The 12906-nt window shown below is 71.3% G+C and carries 12 protein-coding genes and 4 pseudogenes; 11 read left to right on the top strand and 5 right to left on the bottom strand.

What is annotated here, in order from left to right:
• Positions 1 to 142: 142 nt before the first annotated feature.
• A complete protein-coding gene (locus tag AB0E83_RS09550) occupies positions 143 to 1093 on the top strand; it encodes an aminoglycoside phosphotransferase family protein (protein WP_362108336.1) in 951 nt (316 codons plus the stop codon).
• A gap of 175 nt (positions 1094 to 1268) precedes the next feature.
• Here the strand turns inward: AB0E83_RS09550 and AB0E83_RS09545 are convergent, their stop codons facing one another.
• The 3 genes and pseudogenes from AB0E83_RS09545 to AB0E83_RS09535 form a co-directional block, all read right to left on the bottom strand.
• Positions 1269 to 1772, bottom strand: coding sequence for a DUF2716 domain-containing protein (locus AB0E83_RS09545; protein WP_362108334.1), 504 nt, complete (start codon positions 1770 to 1772; stop codon positions 1269 to 1271).
• A 210-nt stretch (positions 1773 to 1982) separates the two neighbouring features.
• Positions 1983 to 2816 carry a hypothetical protein gene (locus AB0E83_RS09540; RefSeq protein WP_362108332.1) on the bottom strand — a complete coding sequence of 278 codons (834 nt, stop codon included), beginning with the start codon at positions 2814 to 2816 and terminating at the stop codon, positions 1983 to 1985.
• 293 nt (positions 2817 to 3109) lie between these two features.
• A pseudogene (locus tag AB0E83_RS09535) lies at positions 3110 to 3223 on the bottom strand (IS5/IS1182 family transposase); the annotation flags it as partial.
• A gap of 396 nt (positions 3224 to 3619) precedes the next feature.
• On the opposite strand from AB0E83_RS09535, the gene AB0E83_RS09530 reads away from it, so the two are divergent.
• The 3 genes and pseudogenes from AB0E83_RS09530 to AB0E83_RS09520 all read left to right on the top strand — a co-directional run.
• Entirely contained in the window at positions 3620 to 3850 is a 231-nt protein-coding gene (locus tag AB0E83_RS09530) for a hypothetical protein (protein WP_362108330.1), read from the top strand.
• A complete protein-coding gene (locus AB0E83_RS09525) occupies positions 3847 to 4332 on the top strand; it encodes a hypothetical protein (RefSeq protein WP_362108328.1) in 486 nt (161 codons plus the stop codon). Before AB0E83_RS09530 ends, AB0E83_RS09525 begins: the two co-directional genes overlap by 4 nt.
• 200 nt (positions 4333 to 4532) lie before the next feature.
• Positions 4533 to 4925 (top strand): annotated as a pseudogene (locus AB0E83_RS09520) (hypothetical protein); the annotation flags it as partial.
• On the opposite strand, the gene AB0E83_RS09515 reads toward AB0E83_RS09520, so the two are convergent.
• A complete protein-coding gene (locus AB0E83_RS09515) occupies positions 4919 to 5608 on the bottom strand; it encodes a histone-like nucleoid-structuring protein Lsr2 (protein WP_362108326.1) in 690 nt (229 codons plus the stop codon). The pseudogene AB0E83_RS09520 and the gene AB0E83_RS09515 overlap by 7 nt on opposite strands.
• A 191-nt stretch (positions 5609 to 5799) precedes the next feature.
• Between AB0E83_RS09515 and AB0E83_RS09510 the strand changes: the two are divergent.
• From AB0E83_RS09510 to AB0E83_RS09500, 3 genes and pseudogenes are all read left to right on the top strand, one after another.
• Positions 5800 to 5883, top strand: a pseudogene (locus tag AB0E83_RS09510) (IS5/IS1182 family transposase); the annotation flags it as partial.
• Positions 5884 to 6179: 296 nt separating this feature from the next.
• On the top strand, positions 6180 to 6929 hold the full coding sequence (locus AB0E83_RS09505; protein ID WP_362108324.1) for a hypothetical protein: 750 nt from the start codon (positions 6180 to 6182) through the stop codon (positions 6927 to 6929).
• A 103-nt stretch (positions 6930 to 7032) separates the two neighbouring features.
• The gene (locus tag AB0E83_RS09500) at positions 7033 to 7245 is read left to right on the top strand and encodes a hypothetical protein (RefSeq protein WP_362108322.1); all 213 of its coding nucleotides are present in this window, start codon (positions 7033 to 7035) and stop codon (positions 7243 to 7245) included.
• A gap of 585 nt (positions 7246 to 7830) precedes the next feature.
• Here AB0E83_RS09500 and AB0E83_RS09495 read toward each other — a convergent pair.
• A pseudogene (locus tag AB0E83_RS09495) lies at positions 7831 to 7953 on the bottom strand (IS5/IS1182 family transposase); the annotation flags it as partial.
• Between the two features lie 299 nt (positions 7954 to 8252).
• Between AB0E83_RS09495 and AB0E83_RS09490 the strand changes: the two are divergent.
• The 4 genes from AB0E83_RS09490 (at position 8253) to AB0E83_RS09475 (ending at position 12882) form a co-directional block, all read left to right on the top strand.
• Complete coding sequence (locus AB0E83_RS09490) at positions 8253 to 9170, top strand: pyridoxamine 5'-phosphate oxidase family protein (protein ID WP_362108320.1); 918 nt, start codon at positions 8253 to 8255, stop codon at positions 9168 to 9170.
• A gap of 39 nt (positions 9171 to 9209) precedes the next feature.
• Positions 9210 to 10319 carry a hypothetical protein gene (locus tag AB0E83_RS09485; protein WP_362108318.1) on the top strand — a complete coding sequence of 370 codons (1110 nt, stop codon included), beginning with the start codon at positions 9210 to 9212 and terminating at the stop codon, positions 10317 to 10319.
• Positions 10320 to 10403: 84 nt separating this feature from the next.
• Positions 10404 to 11699: an IS630 family transposase gene (locus tag AB0E83_RS09480; protein WP_362108316.1), complete on the top strand. Its 1296-nt coding sequence runs from the start codon at positions 10404 to 10406 to the stop codon at positions 11697 to 11699.
• Positions 11700 to 11853: 154 nt separating this feature from the next.
• The gene (locus tag AB0E83_RS09475) at positions 11854 to 12882 is read left to right on the top strand and encodes a LuxR C-terminal-related transcriptional regulator (RefSeq protein WP_362108314.1); all 1029 of its coding nucleotides are present in this window, start codon (positions 11854 to 11856) and stop codon (positions 12880 to 12882) included.
• The last annotated feature ends 24 nt before the right edge of the window (positions 12883 to 12906 follow it).

The raw sequence follows: 12906 nt of genomic DNA, 5'->3' as shown, positions 1-12906 counted from the left end.
CTTCACACCCGGTGGCGGACGCAACCCGCCGCACGCTCCGAAGCCGAGCCGCTGAACCCGCACACCGCCCATGGGCCCCGCCCCGGCCCGCCCCCCGCCCTGAACCGCTCCGCAACCGCACAAACGGTGAAACGAGGGATCCATGACCACCTTCCTGACACCACGACAGCGCGCCGACCGCACCGCCGCCGCCGTCGAGGCAGCCGCAGCCGCCGCGCGTGACCTCGGCCTGACGGTCACCGAACCCAGGGTGCTCCACGACGTCTTCTCGGTCGTCGTCCACCTGGCCCCCTCGCCGGTCGTGGCCCGCATCCCCACCGTCCTGCCCCGCACGGACGACCTGGCCGCTCTCGCCCGCCGCCAGCAGGACGAACTGGACGTCACCCGGTGGCTGGCCGACCAGGAGATCCCCGTGATCGCGCCCAGCCCTCTCGTCCCGCGCGAACCCGTGCGGCGGGACGGCTTCTCGATGACGTTCTGGCCGTTCGTCGAGGAGAACCGGGACAAGGAACCCGACTACGTCGCGAACGCCGAGAGCGTCGCCCGCCTGCACGCGGCACTGCGCGCCTACCCGGGCCGCCTGCGGTTCCTGTCCGCGGCCGACCCCGACTTCATCGCGGACAGCCTCACCCGGCTCGACCGGCACCCTGACCTGATCGACCCGGCCGACCTCGACCGAGCCCGCCGCGAATGGAAGACGATCGAACCCCTCGTACGCTCACGCAGCGCCTTCGAGGCCAGGTTCCCCGGCATCGAACTCCAGCCCCTCCACGGCGACTCCCCGCCCGCCAACATCTTCCACGCGACGGACGGCGACCTCTACGCCGACTTCGAACTGGTCACCCTGGGCCCCGTCGAATGGGACCTGGCCGCTCTCGGCCCCGAACACGAAGCCGCCTACAACCGCGGCGCGCGGCGCAACGGCCTGAGGCCGCTCGACGAAGACGTCCTCGCCTTCGCCAACGCCCTGGGCATGCTCCGCGTCATCGCCGCACTCACCCTGGCCCCGCAGCTCCCCGAACTGACGGAGTACCTCAAGCCGGCCCTCGCCCACTGGCGGACGACCCCCTTCGCCGCCGGCATGAGCACCTGACGCCCGCGGCGACGCGAGAAGAGACCAACCCCAGAACCCCAGCCCCGCACGGCCCGCCGGGCCCCGCCCTCGGCGGAGGGGCTCCCGCAGTTCCGTGATGCTCGTGGCCGGATGAGGACGCGGGCTCGGAGGAGTTCGGACAAGGCCCGTCACGCACGGCTCGTCCGGTCCGGGCTCAGGCCGGGCCCACCGCCGTGCCTGACCTGCGGATCGGCGGGCCGAGGACCTTGTCGACCTCCGCGGCCGTGACGTCGAGAAGTTCCTCACCGAACAGGCAGAGAGACTCTTCCCAGGGATGTCCGAAGCTGCCGAAGCGGAAGTCCTCTGCGAGGAAGACGAAGTAGTCCCCATCGGGATACGGGCTCAACGGCCAGGCCGGTTGCCCAGGACCGCCCACCTGGTGCGGTGCGAAGCGGTACGACGGGTGCTGCCAGTCGAGGGCGAACAGAGTGCCCGACGGGCCGGCGCAGGAGGACAGTCCTTGCTCGACGACGGCGACCAGGCGGTCCAGACGCTCGTCGCCGGGTTCGTCGGGAAGCGCCGCCAGGCTCCATGTGACCGATGCACCGGGCTCTTCGATGGCCGGCCACGTGGACGGACTCATGCTCGGCCGGAAGCCGAACTGTTCGGAGAAGCGGTCCCAGACGCGGCGGTCCTCAGCGTCGGAGAGCTCCGTCACGGGTTTGTCCCTCACGGGCCGATCGTACCGACCGACCGGTGGAGAGGGCACGGAGAGACCGTCCACGAAAGCGCACAGAACCCGCCTTCGCCTCGGATCCGCCCAGCCCGCCGGCCGGTTCCGACGAGCAGATCCTCCGATACGGACCGCCCCCGCCGCACCGGCACCCGCACGGCGCCCGACGCCGGGCGGCGGCACCGGGCGGCCGGGTCAGGACGGCCGACGGGTGGAGGCGAACCAGGTCCGGGCCTCGTCGGCGGATAGCACGCGCGTCAGCTCGGCCGTCCCCGGCAGCATCGGGAAGAACCGGTCGGCGTTCCAACTGCGCGGGTACACCGGCTCGTCCAGCACGAGCAGGCGGCGTCCCGCCACGACGGGGATGTCGTCGGGCAGCCCCTCGTTCCAGATCCGCTCCCCGTCGGGGGCGAGGAGCTCGAAGGCCCCGGTCGCGACGGTCTCGGTGCGCCCCTGAGCGGGCACGGGGTCCGTGGCCAGGCGGACGCTCTCCGCCGACGGAGCGGTGCCGGGCACGTGGCCGCCGCCGACGAGCACGTGGGCGAGCAACGTGTGCAACTGGAAGTTGTCCCCGATGCCGCCGATGCGCACCTCGAACCCGGTCCCGGTGGGCCGGTGCAACACCACCAGCGGCTCGTCGTCCAGAACCGCCAGCGCGTACGCCAGGCACTTGAGATCGTGCCGTTCCAGGGCCGCCAGGTCCCGGCAGGCGGGCAGCAGCGCGGACGCGCGCCGACGGCGCACCTCGGCGCTGCGGCACAGCACGGCCAGCGCGGCGGGCTGCCACCGCTCGACCGAGCACCAGGCCAGCGCCAGCCGCAACGCCTCGTCCGCCTCGCCACCCAGCCGGGCCAGCACCGCGTCGTCGATGATCTCCTCGTCGGCCTCCGGCAGCTCGTCCCCGGTACCGCCGGCGGCCCAGCGGCGGGCGAACTCCAGGGCATCGAGCAGGTCCCGGTGGGTGCCGTCGAGGACCGGCTGCGCACAGGCCGCCGGATCGGCACCGCGTTCCACGCAGAAGCCGGCCATCGTCGCCAGCGCCGGCCGCGGACCGACGGGCGGAAAGGCGGGAAGCAGCGCGGCCAACCGGGGCCCCGCCGACACGCACTCGGCGTCCGTGGCCGACTGAAGACCACGCATCGCCGCGCCGAACGCACGCGCGGTGCGCCCACCGTCGCGAGCGGCCACTGCCTGCTCCAGCTCCGATATGACCGCAGCCAGATCCACGGCCTTCCGCTTCCTCCTGAAGATCACTGGCACACCTTAGAGGTCCTTACGAAGGCGCGGGACATGCCGGTGGGCGACGAGGAAAGCGGCGAGACCGAGACGCCCGAGCCGAGGCCGAGCTCCCGGGGCGGACACTCCCACGGGACCCCGGTGCGCAGCACGAACAGGATCCCGCACAGAGCCCGCCTGCCACGCACTCGCGGTCGGCCCACCACCGGCTTCGGCGTCGGATCCGGCGGGGGCGTGGAGGCGAGCGCGGGAGCGTGCGGTGCGGGGCGTGAACGGCGCGAGGGGAGGCGAGGGGGAGCACACTGGCCGCACGGTGGCGTTCAGCGCCTCCGACGGGCAGGACCGCACCCACGCAGGGTCACGGAAAGCTACCATCCGGTTACCTGCGGACAAACGGCCCAGGTCTCATGGCGGCGTCGGCCGCCGCCGTGCTGCTGATAGCCCCCGCCCCCCAGCGCACGCGGCCCCGCAGCCGTCCGGCCGTACGCCTGCGAGGGCGGAGAGGCCGACTCGCGCGGCCGTTCCTCCGTGGACGGCACCGAGATCGCGTGGGATGACGAGTCGAGGCTCGACGACGCCCGCAAGCACGCGGTCAAGTGCTGGTGAACCGTGCCTACCTGGATGACGGGAAGCGGTACGGCACCGACGAGCACCGCAACCGGGTGGCCGCTCATGAACGGGGGCACGCCCTGTGGTTCTGCCATAAGGACTACGGCTACGGCATGACCAAGTCCCTGCTCCGGGCCGAGTACGACCTCATCGCGGCCAAGAAGCTGAACGGCCCGACCGAGCACGACATCAAGGCGCATCACGCACTGTGGGGATGACCATGAACAGGAAGACGACGGCCCTGGCGGCGGGGGCGGTGGCGGCCGGGGTGCTGGCGGTGGGCGGTTGGCTCGGCTACCAGCAGTGGAACCAGCCACGGGAGGGACACGTGCTGCGCGGCTACGACGCCGGCAGCCCGGCGAGCACGGCACCGCACACCGAGAACGTGTTCACCGGCCGTGTGGCGGCCTTCGAGGAGCAGCGGAACATCGAGGGGTGGACGCAGGACGTCTATCGGGTCGAGGTCGGCTCCGTGCTGCGAGGAGACCTCAGCGGAACGGTCCGGGTCACGTACGGTCTGGACGAGGGGCCCGCCGCCCGGCTGAAGGACGGCCAGACCTACGTGTTCGCCACCGCCGCCTGGACGGACCCGGCGAAGGACGGGCACGCGCATCTGTACCAGGGCGAGATGAAACCCGTGGACGACGCGCAGCTGGCGGTGTGGAAGAAGGCGGCGACGCTGCCGGTGGCGCCGCAGTAAGGGGCCTGGTTCACCGGCCGAGGCGCTGCCCCGCACCTGCCGCGGGCAGGTCAGCTGATGGGCGGGGCCATCGCCGGAAGCCGGCTCGGACGACGGGCTCGTCCTTGAAAGCGCCACGCAAAGCAAAGGAACGCACGAAGACATCCGGCGTGCCGATGCCCCGGACGGTCACGACCGAAACCGTCGCCGCCCCCACGTGGATCGCCGCAGGCTTCAGCACACCCATCGGCACTGCCCACGCCCGCGTCACCGCCACCGCCGCCGACCACCTAGCCCGCCGAGCCCCTGGACTGCTGCGACTGCTGCGCGTCCTGCGCGATGCCGATCCTGGTCACGTCCTGCTCGACGGGGTGCTCGCCGACCGGGCCCACATCGGAGCCGGCCCCCGGACGACCACCCCGCTCGGATGCCCGCCCCTCGGGGAGCTCGCCCCCACCCCGCACGCCGTCAACCACGCCCCACCAACAGCGCGGGCGCCTGCCGAACGAAGCATCGCGCGACTGAAGTCCTGGCGGATCCTCCGCCGGGCCCGGTGCGGCCCGAACCGACTCACGTCGATCGCCGCCTCCGTCCTCACCTTGGAGCGTCAGCGCCGAAAACGCTCGGCGGCTCGTTCCCATGCCTGGATGACATGGCCCGGGACGCGTCCGCGGTCGGGTACGTCGTACCCCTGGGAGCGGGCCCATTGCCGGATGACCTCGCGGCTCGTGGTGGCACCGGCGGGGTTGGGTGTGGCCGGGGGACCGTCGTCGGCCGGGCGTGCCGGGGTGAAGAACGCGCCGTTGCCGAGGAGGCCGTCGGGGAAGACCGGTGCGCGCACGTGGCCGCTGAGCAGGGCGACGAGGAACGAGGTGAGGTTGCCGTCGTGGGTGTACCAGGCGCGTCCGTCGGCCTGATCGACGGCGATGCGCCACGCGTCGGGTTCTTCCCCGGGGGTGGTGATCCAGAAGAGGCGGTTGCCGTTGTCGGTCACCGCGAGGGCGAAAAGGTTCTCGGGGTCGTGCGGCACGGGACAGGTGCCGCTGTCCCGGTCTGCCACCAGCTGCCTGCGGAGCCGCGCGGGCATCGGGCCGGTCAGGTCGACCCACTCGGTGGCCCCGTGCGGGTGGTAGAGGTGGACGAAGTCGCAGAAGACGCCGGGGCCGTAGGTGTCGGTCAGCTGCTTGTAGTCGTCCGGCAGCGGTGTCTGCAGGAGGCTTTCGATGACGTTCCAGTCGGTGGGGGGTGGGCTCGCCGGAGGTGGAACGAGTCGGGTCAGGTCTTCGAGGCTGGTCACAGAACTCCCCGCCGGCGTCGCTGTTGCTGTTGTCCGTGGGCGCGGTTCGTCAGAGACGCGCCCACGACGATCTTTCCGTTCTTCTCGAACGCTTCGAGCTGAAGGTATGTACTGCGCCTTCTCCAACCTCACGCTGATGCGTGGTGAAGGACGAGGACCGCCTTCACGACGATGGTGATGCGGCTGCGGACGTACCGACCGCGACGGTCGGCCCCAGCGGGGTGACGTGCCGGTGGCGTTTGTGGGACTGGACCGAGGCTGGCGTCTGGCCTGCATCCCCGACCTGGCCGACAGGCCCTGTCACCGGCCACGGCGACTGTTCGCCGACCACGGCCACGGCCATGACATGTTCAGTGAGGTGTTCTGATCCACGAAGCTCGCGAGATGCTGCGGTCCGAGGACGATGTCGCCCCGGCGCCAGTGCCGGCGCAGCGCCGCCGATGGTGGCGGGCGGCGTAGGCCTGGCCAGAACATCACGGGATGGTGAAACCGCTGGGGCCTGTCGTTCGTCGGGCTGTATGAATCCTCTAGCGCGACGAGGTGAAGCACCCACCAGCGGAGGGCGAGACGCATGAGCAGCAGCCCGCAGGACAGCGGTAACGACTCGGGAACGACGCCGGCGTCGCAGAACCCGCCCGGGATGCCGCCCGCCCCGCCGGCCCCGCCCTCGACATCGCCGCCGGCCGCAACGTCGGAGAGCCCCCGGCGGTCGAGCGGCCGGTTAGGCGAGTGGGCGGCGCTGATCTCGGCCGTCGCAGCGGTGGCGGGCGTGGCCCTGGGCTTCCTCGGCCTGCCCGCACTCGTCAAGTCGCCCACGGCGCGCACGGAGACGGTGTACGTCACCGTGACGCCCACCCCCACCCCCACGCCGACCGTCGCAGCGACAACGCCTTCCTCCTCGGCGAGTCCCAGCACAAGCAGCACGCCGAGTCCACCGGCGACGACTCCGCCCCCCGCTGCCGGCGGCGGTGTCACCATCACCTTGCCGGAGTACTACGGATTCCGTTTGCGAGGGAATGTTCCTGTACCCCTCGTCGAGGATTGGGAGGAGGAGGGACTGGACTTCGCCCGAGGCAGGGAGGTTTTTGAAGCGAGAGGAAACTCCCGGATCGTCGTGCTGAAACCTGAAGAACCAGGGACCCTCGCAACATGCAGGTCGGTCACCCGTTTCGTGGAAAACATCGATCTCATCTCGATGGAAGCGGGGATGCGATTCTGCTTCGAGTCCGGCAAAGGCGGCCTCGCACTCGTGGAAACGCCGAAGAACGGCGACCCTGACGACTTTCTCGAACTCACGATCCAGTTCCTTGGGAATCGCTGAAAGCTGTCTCCGTCCAGCCGCTGTTCTTCCACTGGCACCGGTGCGTCAGGTACCCATGGGCCGACCGGCGTGCCCTGTCGGAGCCCTCGTCGTTGAGCCCGGCATGACGATCTTCAACCGCCGCGTCCTCGCCTCCGCCGCTGTCGCCGCCACCGCCGTCCTCGCCTCCGCCGGGGCGGCGTCGGCCGACAGCGTCGGCAATCACCTCCCCGGGGTCGGGCTCCTGAACCAGACCTTCGGAAACGGCGACCAGCAGGACAAGACCGCCGAAGACCTGCCCACCCACGACGCCCTCAACAACCTCCGCATCCCCTGACCGAAGCCGCTCCTGCGCCGGCTCCCAGCCGTCGTTCCTCCACTGGTGCCGGCGCAGCAGGTACCAGTGGCCGATGCCGGTGCCGAGCCGGCCGCCCCCGTCGGTGGTGATGCGACCGAAGACGACCGGGTTGCCGTCGCCGTCCTCCTCTGCGGCCGTGCACGCGAACCGCCCCACGACGCCGGCCGCCCGGGCCCGGATGCTCCGGTCGACGAACCGCCGGTACGTCCTCCCCTCCTCGAAGAAGACGGGCCTCGGGTCCTCCGCTTCGGGCGTCCACCACCTCCATAGCCGGCCGCCCGAGCCGTTCCTTCACGCAGCGGGCCGACGCTTGGTGCACGAACGACGGCCTTGCGGACGATGTCGTGGTACGGGCGTCCCTCGATCCAGGGGACGGCGTTGATCTTCTCGGCGAGGGTCGGCACGGACTTCTCCTCGGCGGGGACGCACGGCGGGGGCCGGTCGCAGCCCCACAGTTCGTCGTGCTCGACCAGGCTCCGTTACAGCTCTTCAAGGACTGCATGGTGCGTGTCCATGGGGCTGAAGCTCGCCTCCGCTACTGACTGAGCGATTGACCGTCCGTGGGAGTCGGCGCAGGCACATGAGGCTGCGGGCCGGTTCGAGCGGGCCCTGGTGGAGATCGGCGCGTCGTTCGTAGCGGGTGCGGAGCCGTTCGAACCGGTGCAGCCAGGCGAAGGCGCGCTCGACGGCACCGGCGCTTCTTGACCCGGTCCCGTGCCGGTGCGGCGGTGACGAGGGGTCTTTGTGCTCGGCGGTACGGACGTACCAGCCGGCCTCGGGGCGCTCGCCGTGACCTGGCTGCTGGAGGACAGGCCCTTGGCGTAGGTGCCGGTGCCGGTGCCGTTGGTGGCGGTGGCGCGCCGGCCGCGGCTCGGTGACACGTTCTGACGCCTTGAAGTTCTTGCCACCGGACGTCTCTTGATCACCGCTGACCTCGTGCCTAACGTCGCAGACACCGCTGTCGTGCACATTGAATCGGGGGAAAGATGCCACGGGATTCCGATCGACCGGCGAATTTCCATTCGGGTGAACTGACCGCTCAGATCCGGGCCGGCCAGACGGTCGAAGCAGAATGTCTCGGACCGGTCGTCAAACCGTTCCTCGCCGAGGGCGGGCGCTCGCTCATAGAATCCGCGCGTATTGCCGTGGCCACGACGATCGGCCGGAACGGCGCGCCGGTGCTGTCGCTGCTCGCCGCCGACGCGGGCGCGTTCGGCGCGCTCGGCTCGTCGGGACTCACGATCCCGCGGGCGGCCGTCAGCCCCGCGGACCCTCTCTTCGCCAATCTGCAACGGGACCGGCGGATCGGTCTCGTGTACCTCGATCCGCACACCCGCCGGCGCTTCCGCGTCAACGGCGAGGTCGTGGACTCGCGCACCGACCCGCTCGAGGTGTCCATCCTCGAGGCGTTCCCCAACTGCAAGAAGTACCTGGTCCGTCAGCAGGTCGCCACGGCGGCGCAGGCCCCCGCGAAGGCGGCGACCCAGGGCCGGTCGATCACCCGGGCCGACGCCGCCCTGCTGTGCCGGGCGTCGCTGGTCTTCGTCGGCAGCGCGAACCCGCAGGGCCAGCTCGACGCGGCGACCCGCAGCGGCGACCCCGGGTTCATCCGGGAGGTCGAGCGGAACACGTTCGAGATTCCGGACTTCGCCGGCAACGCCATGTACCAGACCATCGGAAACCTCCTGCTGGAGCCGCGTGTCAGCATCGGCCTCATCGACGGTGACGAGTTCCTCGTGCTGACCGGCTCGTCGACCACGCACTGGGAGGGAGCGGCGGAACGCTCGGGCGGCAACGGGCGCTTCTGGCGGTTCACGCCGCGCACCTGGCGGCGGGTGCCGCTTCCGGTGCCGATGGAGTTCAGCGGCCGGTCCCGGTGCAGGCACACCCCGGTCCTCGATTGATCCCCCGCCCCTGACGCCCGCACCACTGAGAGGAACCGCGTGTCCGCAGCACATGACCTGACCGGCGAGGGTCGGCCGCCGTCCCCCGAACGGGTCTGGGAACTCTGCGAGTTCTACATCCTCGGCTTCGACATCGCCCGGCTGCTGTACGGGGACGACGGCCGCCCGCTCGGAGAGCGGTACGCCGCCGCCCGGGTGCGCGAAGGCGTCACCTACGACATGCGCCGCTGTCCCTACCCCGGCTCGCGGTCCGGCTACGAGATGAACGTCTCGGCCCTGCGCAGCATGCAGGCCGACTGGCCGGAGGTCCTCGACGGCGTCGCGGAGATCCGCGAGGCGTTCCACCGCCGGCACGGCCACGAGGAACCGGACTGGCGCTGGGTGTGGGTCTTCGGACGGGTGCTCACCACCCTCCCGACCCTGTACGCGCGGCGGTCCGGCGAAGGGAGCCGCACCGTCGTCCCGCGGCGCGTCGCCAGCCTGTACAAGCCGAGCCTCGGCATGGCCATGACCCCGGAATACGTCATGCTCGCGGGTGACGAAGGGAAATCGGTGCCGAGTCCGGAGGATTTCTTCCGGGAGACCGAGGAGCGCGGGGTCTTTCTCACGCCGGACGCCGCGTGTTCCGGACCCGTGCGCCATGTCCGGGAATTCCTCGACGTCTGTCTGGGACCGCGCCGCGCACCTCGTTCGCGCTGGGTCGCGGAGCTGGTCGACCTCGACGACCTGATCAGTTACAGCTGGGCGAACGCGGAGCTCGAACTCGCGAAATACCGCTTCCTGCTCTCCCTCGCCCTGAACGGGGAGGCGGAATGGGGGAGATTCTTCGACACGCCGCCTCCGTCGTCGTTCGACGACCGCCCCCTGGACGAGCTCGCCGCCCGACTCGACGCGACCGTCGCGGACCTCGGGTTCTCCGACAGGATCGTCGATCTCGGCCGGCGCGACGCCACCTCGCCGGAGGACTGGTGCGAACTGTTCTCCGATCTGCTCGTGCCCGTACTGGCCGTGGTCCGGGACGGTTCGCCCCGGCCGGTGCTGGACGTGGCGGACGTGCGGCTGATGGTCCGCCACCTCGATCTCAGCTGGAGGAGCTCCGGTGTCGACACGGGAATCGAGCTCGCGCGCGTCCCGGTGACGGGTCTCTGACAGGTCATCACATCGTAAGTCCCACCGGTAAGTTGATACCCTCCAGGAGTGTCGAACACCAGATCATCAGTCCAGCCGATCGCCTTGTCCGAGGATGAGCGCGCCGAGTTACTGCGCCGGGCCGGGTCGCGCGACCGGAGGGCCGCCGTGCGGGCCCGCATCGTCCTGGCGTGCGCCGACGGCATGTCCGACGCCGCCGTGGGGCGGCTCGTCGACGTCCAGGCCAAGACGGTGGGCAAGTGGCGCCGGAGCTTCGCCGCCGAGCGGCTGGCCGGGCTGCGGGACGCGGACCGGGCCGGACGGCCGAAGGCCGAGCTGGTCCTGGGCGACGCCGAGCGCGCCCAGCTGACGCGCTGGGCGCGGGGGGCGAAGACCCCGCAGTTCCTCGCGCTGCGCGCGAAGATCGTGCTGTGCTGCGCGGAGGGCGGTACGAACGGGCGGACCGCCGCCGAGCTCGGGGTCGACGAGTCGACCGTGGAGCGCTGGCGGGCCCGCTTCGTCGCCCGCGGCCTGGAGAGCCTGTACGACGAGCCGAGGTCCGGCCGGCCGTCGTCGATCCCCCTGGAACAGGTCGAAGAGGTGCTGGCCGCGACGCTGGGGTCCGGCCCCGGAAAGGGCATGCGCTGGTCGCGGGCGTCGATGGCGCAGCACACCGGGCTGTCCAGGTCCACCGTCGGCCGGATCTGGAAGACGTTCGATCTCGCGCCCCACGCCGGGGGATCCCCTGCGATGTTCACCGAGCCGTGGTTCCCCGACCACGCCGTGGACGTGGTCGGGCTCTACCACAACCCGCCCGAGCGGGCGGTGGCGCTCCGCGTCGACGAGGAAGGCCGGGCTCAGGCGCCGGGCGCCCCCGCGCTCCCCGCCGTCCACGGCCGCCCGCCGTCCGGTGCCGCCGGCCTGTTCGCGGCGCCCGGCCCCATGGGCGGCGCCGACGCTGACCGGTTCCCCGGGCGGCGCCGGGCCCTCGCGTTCGTGGAGTTCCTGGCGGCCGTGGACCGGGCGGTGCCGCACGGAGCCGAGGTGCACCTGGTGTGCGACCACCACACCACCCCGTACGCGGCCGAGGCCAGGACCTGGCTGAGCCGGCACCCGCGCTTCCGCGTCCACGTCGCCCCGGCGGGCGTCTCCTGGGACGAGAGGGCCGAGCACTGGTCCGGACCGCTGACCGACAAGCTCCGACGGAGCGGCGGCCACGTATCCGTCGAGATGCTGGAGCACGACATCGCGGTGTGGGCCGCCGACCGGGACCGGCGACCACGGCCCTTCGTCTGGGTGGACGGCCTCGACGGGGTGCCGGGCCCCCGGACCGGCGGCCTCCCCGGGGTAGAGGGCCCCCGGCCTGGCGGCCTCCCCGGGATCCCCTCGCGCAAGAGGTAGGAACTTACCTGTACGACTTGCGGTGCGACCCTCTAGTATGATCGCCACGGTGACCTTGATCCACTTCTGAGGCTGGGCCCAGGCAGGTGCTCCACTCATTTCGGCGCGCCGGTCATCACGACGGGTCCGGCCGACCACGGCCCCGGGGGGAGCCATGACGATGTCGCATGCCGTGACCGAAACGGCCGAGAGGCTCTACCGACTTCTGGTCGAGAGCGGCGGATCGGCGCCGCGTGACGTCCTGCTCGACGGCGGATCCCCGGCCGGCGCCGCCCCGTTCTCCGAAGCCGACCTCGACGCCCTCGTCTCCCTCCACCTGGTGAGCGTGGAGCCTGGGACGGGCCTGGTGTCGGTGCTCAATCCGCGGCTCGCGCTCACCGCCTCCGTCGCCCGGCGCGCCGCGGAGATCAGCCGGCTGCACGCCGAATCGGAGCAGGTGCGCGAGGGGATCGAGAGCCTGCAGGAGGTCTACGACTCGCTCGGCGGCTTCGACGACCAGCCGCAGGCGGTCGAGCGGACCAGCGACCTCCAGGTCATCCGCTCGCTGCTGAGCGACGCCGGACAGAACTGTGTCAGCGAGGTGCTCACGGCCCAGCCGGAAGCGCTGCAGGAGAGCGCCGTCGCCGACAGCCGCCCGCGCGACCTGGCCCTGCTCCAGCGCGGTGTGCGGATGCGGACGATCTACCCCCACACCGTGCTGTCGAGCCCGGCGGTGCAGCGCCACTTCTCGATCATGCAGGCGGCCGGGTCCGAGATACGGACGGCCTCCGGGATCATCGAGCGGGTCGTCATCTTCGACCGCAAGGTGGCCTTCCTCGCCGACCGGACGGACCCCGGGGGCGGCGCGGTCATCATCCGCGAGCCCGCGGTCGTGGAGTACCTGTACCAGTCCCTCGAACAGACCTGGCGGCTCGCGACGCCGTTCGTCTACACCCGGGTCGGCTACGGGGAGACCATCGACGACATCAAGGCCGGCATCCTCCGGCTGATGGCGGCGGGCGCCAAGGACGAGGTGGTGGCCAAGCGCATGAACATGTCCACGCGCACCTGCCGCCGGCACATCTCCGAGATCCTCGCCGAACTGGGAGCCGACAGCCGCTTCCAGGCCGGCATGCTCGCCGGCCGCCTCGGCTGGATCGACACCTCGTGGACCGAGGGCGGCCGGCAGGACATCGCGGTCTGACCGGACGGTCCGGCCGGTGGGCCC

The organism is Streptomyces sp. NPDC035033, assembly GCF_040636735.1.
In the GTDB taxonomy this organism is placed as follows: Bacteria; Actinomycetota; Actinomycetes; order Streptomycetales; family Streptomycetaceae; genus Streptomyces.
The sequence above is the reverse complement of the archived record's forward strand: the minus strand, read 5'-3'. Positions and strand labels throughout refer to the sequence as shown.

Coding starts and splice junctions, on each gene's coding strand:
- AB0E83_RS09550 (WP_362108336.1), top strand. CDS start 143: ATGACCACCTTCCTGACACCACGACAGCGCGCCGACCGCACCGCCGCC.
- AB0E83_RS09525 (WP_362108328.1), top strand. CDS start 3,847: ATGACCATGAACAGGAAGACGACGGCCCTGGCGGCGGGGGCGGTGGCG.
- AB0E83_RS09505 (WP_362108324.1), top strand. CDS start 6,180: ATGAGCAGCAGCCCGCAGGACAGCGGTAACGACTCGGGAACGACGCCG.
- AB0E83_RS09500 (WP_362108322.1), top strand. CDS start 7,033: ATGACGATCTTCAACCGCCGCGTCCTCGCCTCCGCCGCTGTCGCCGCC.
- AB0E83_RS09490 (WP_362108320.1), top strand. CDS start 8,253: ATGCCACGGGATTCCGATCGACCGGCGAATTTCCATTCGGGTGAACTG.
- AB0E83_RS09475 (WP_362108314.1), top strand. CDS start 11,854: ATGACGATGTCGCATGCCGTGACCGAAACGGCCGAGAGGCTCTACCGA.
- AB0E83_RS09540 (WP_362108332.1), bottom strand. CDS start 2,816: ATGGCCGGCTTCTGCGTGGAACGCGGTGCCGATCCGGCGGCCTGTGCG.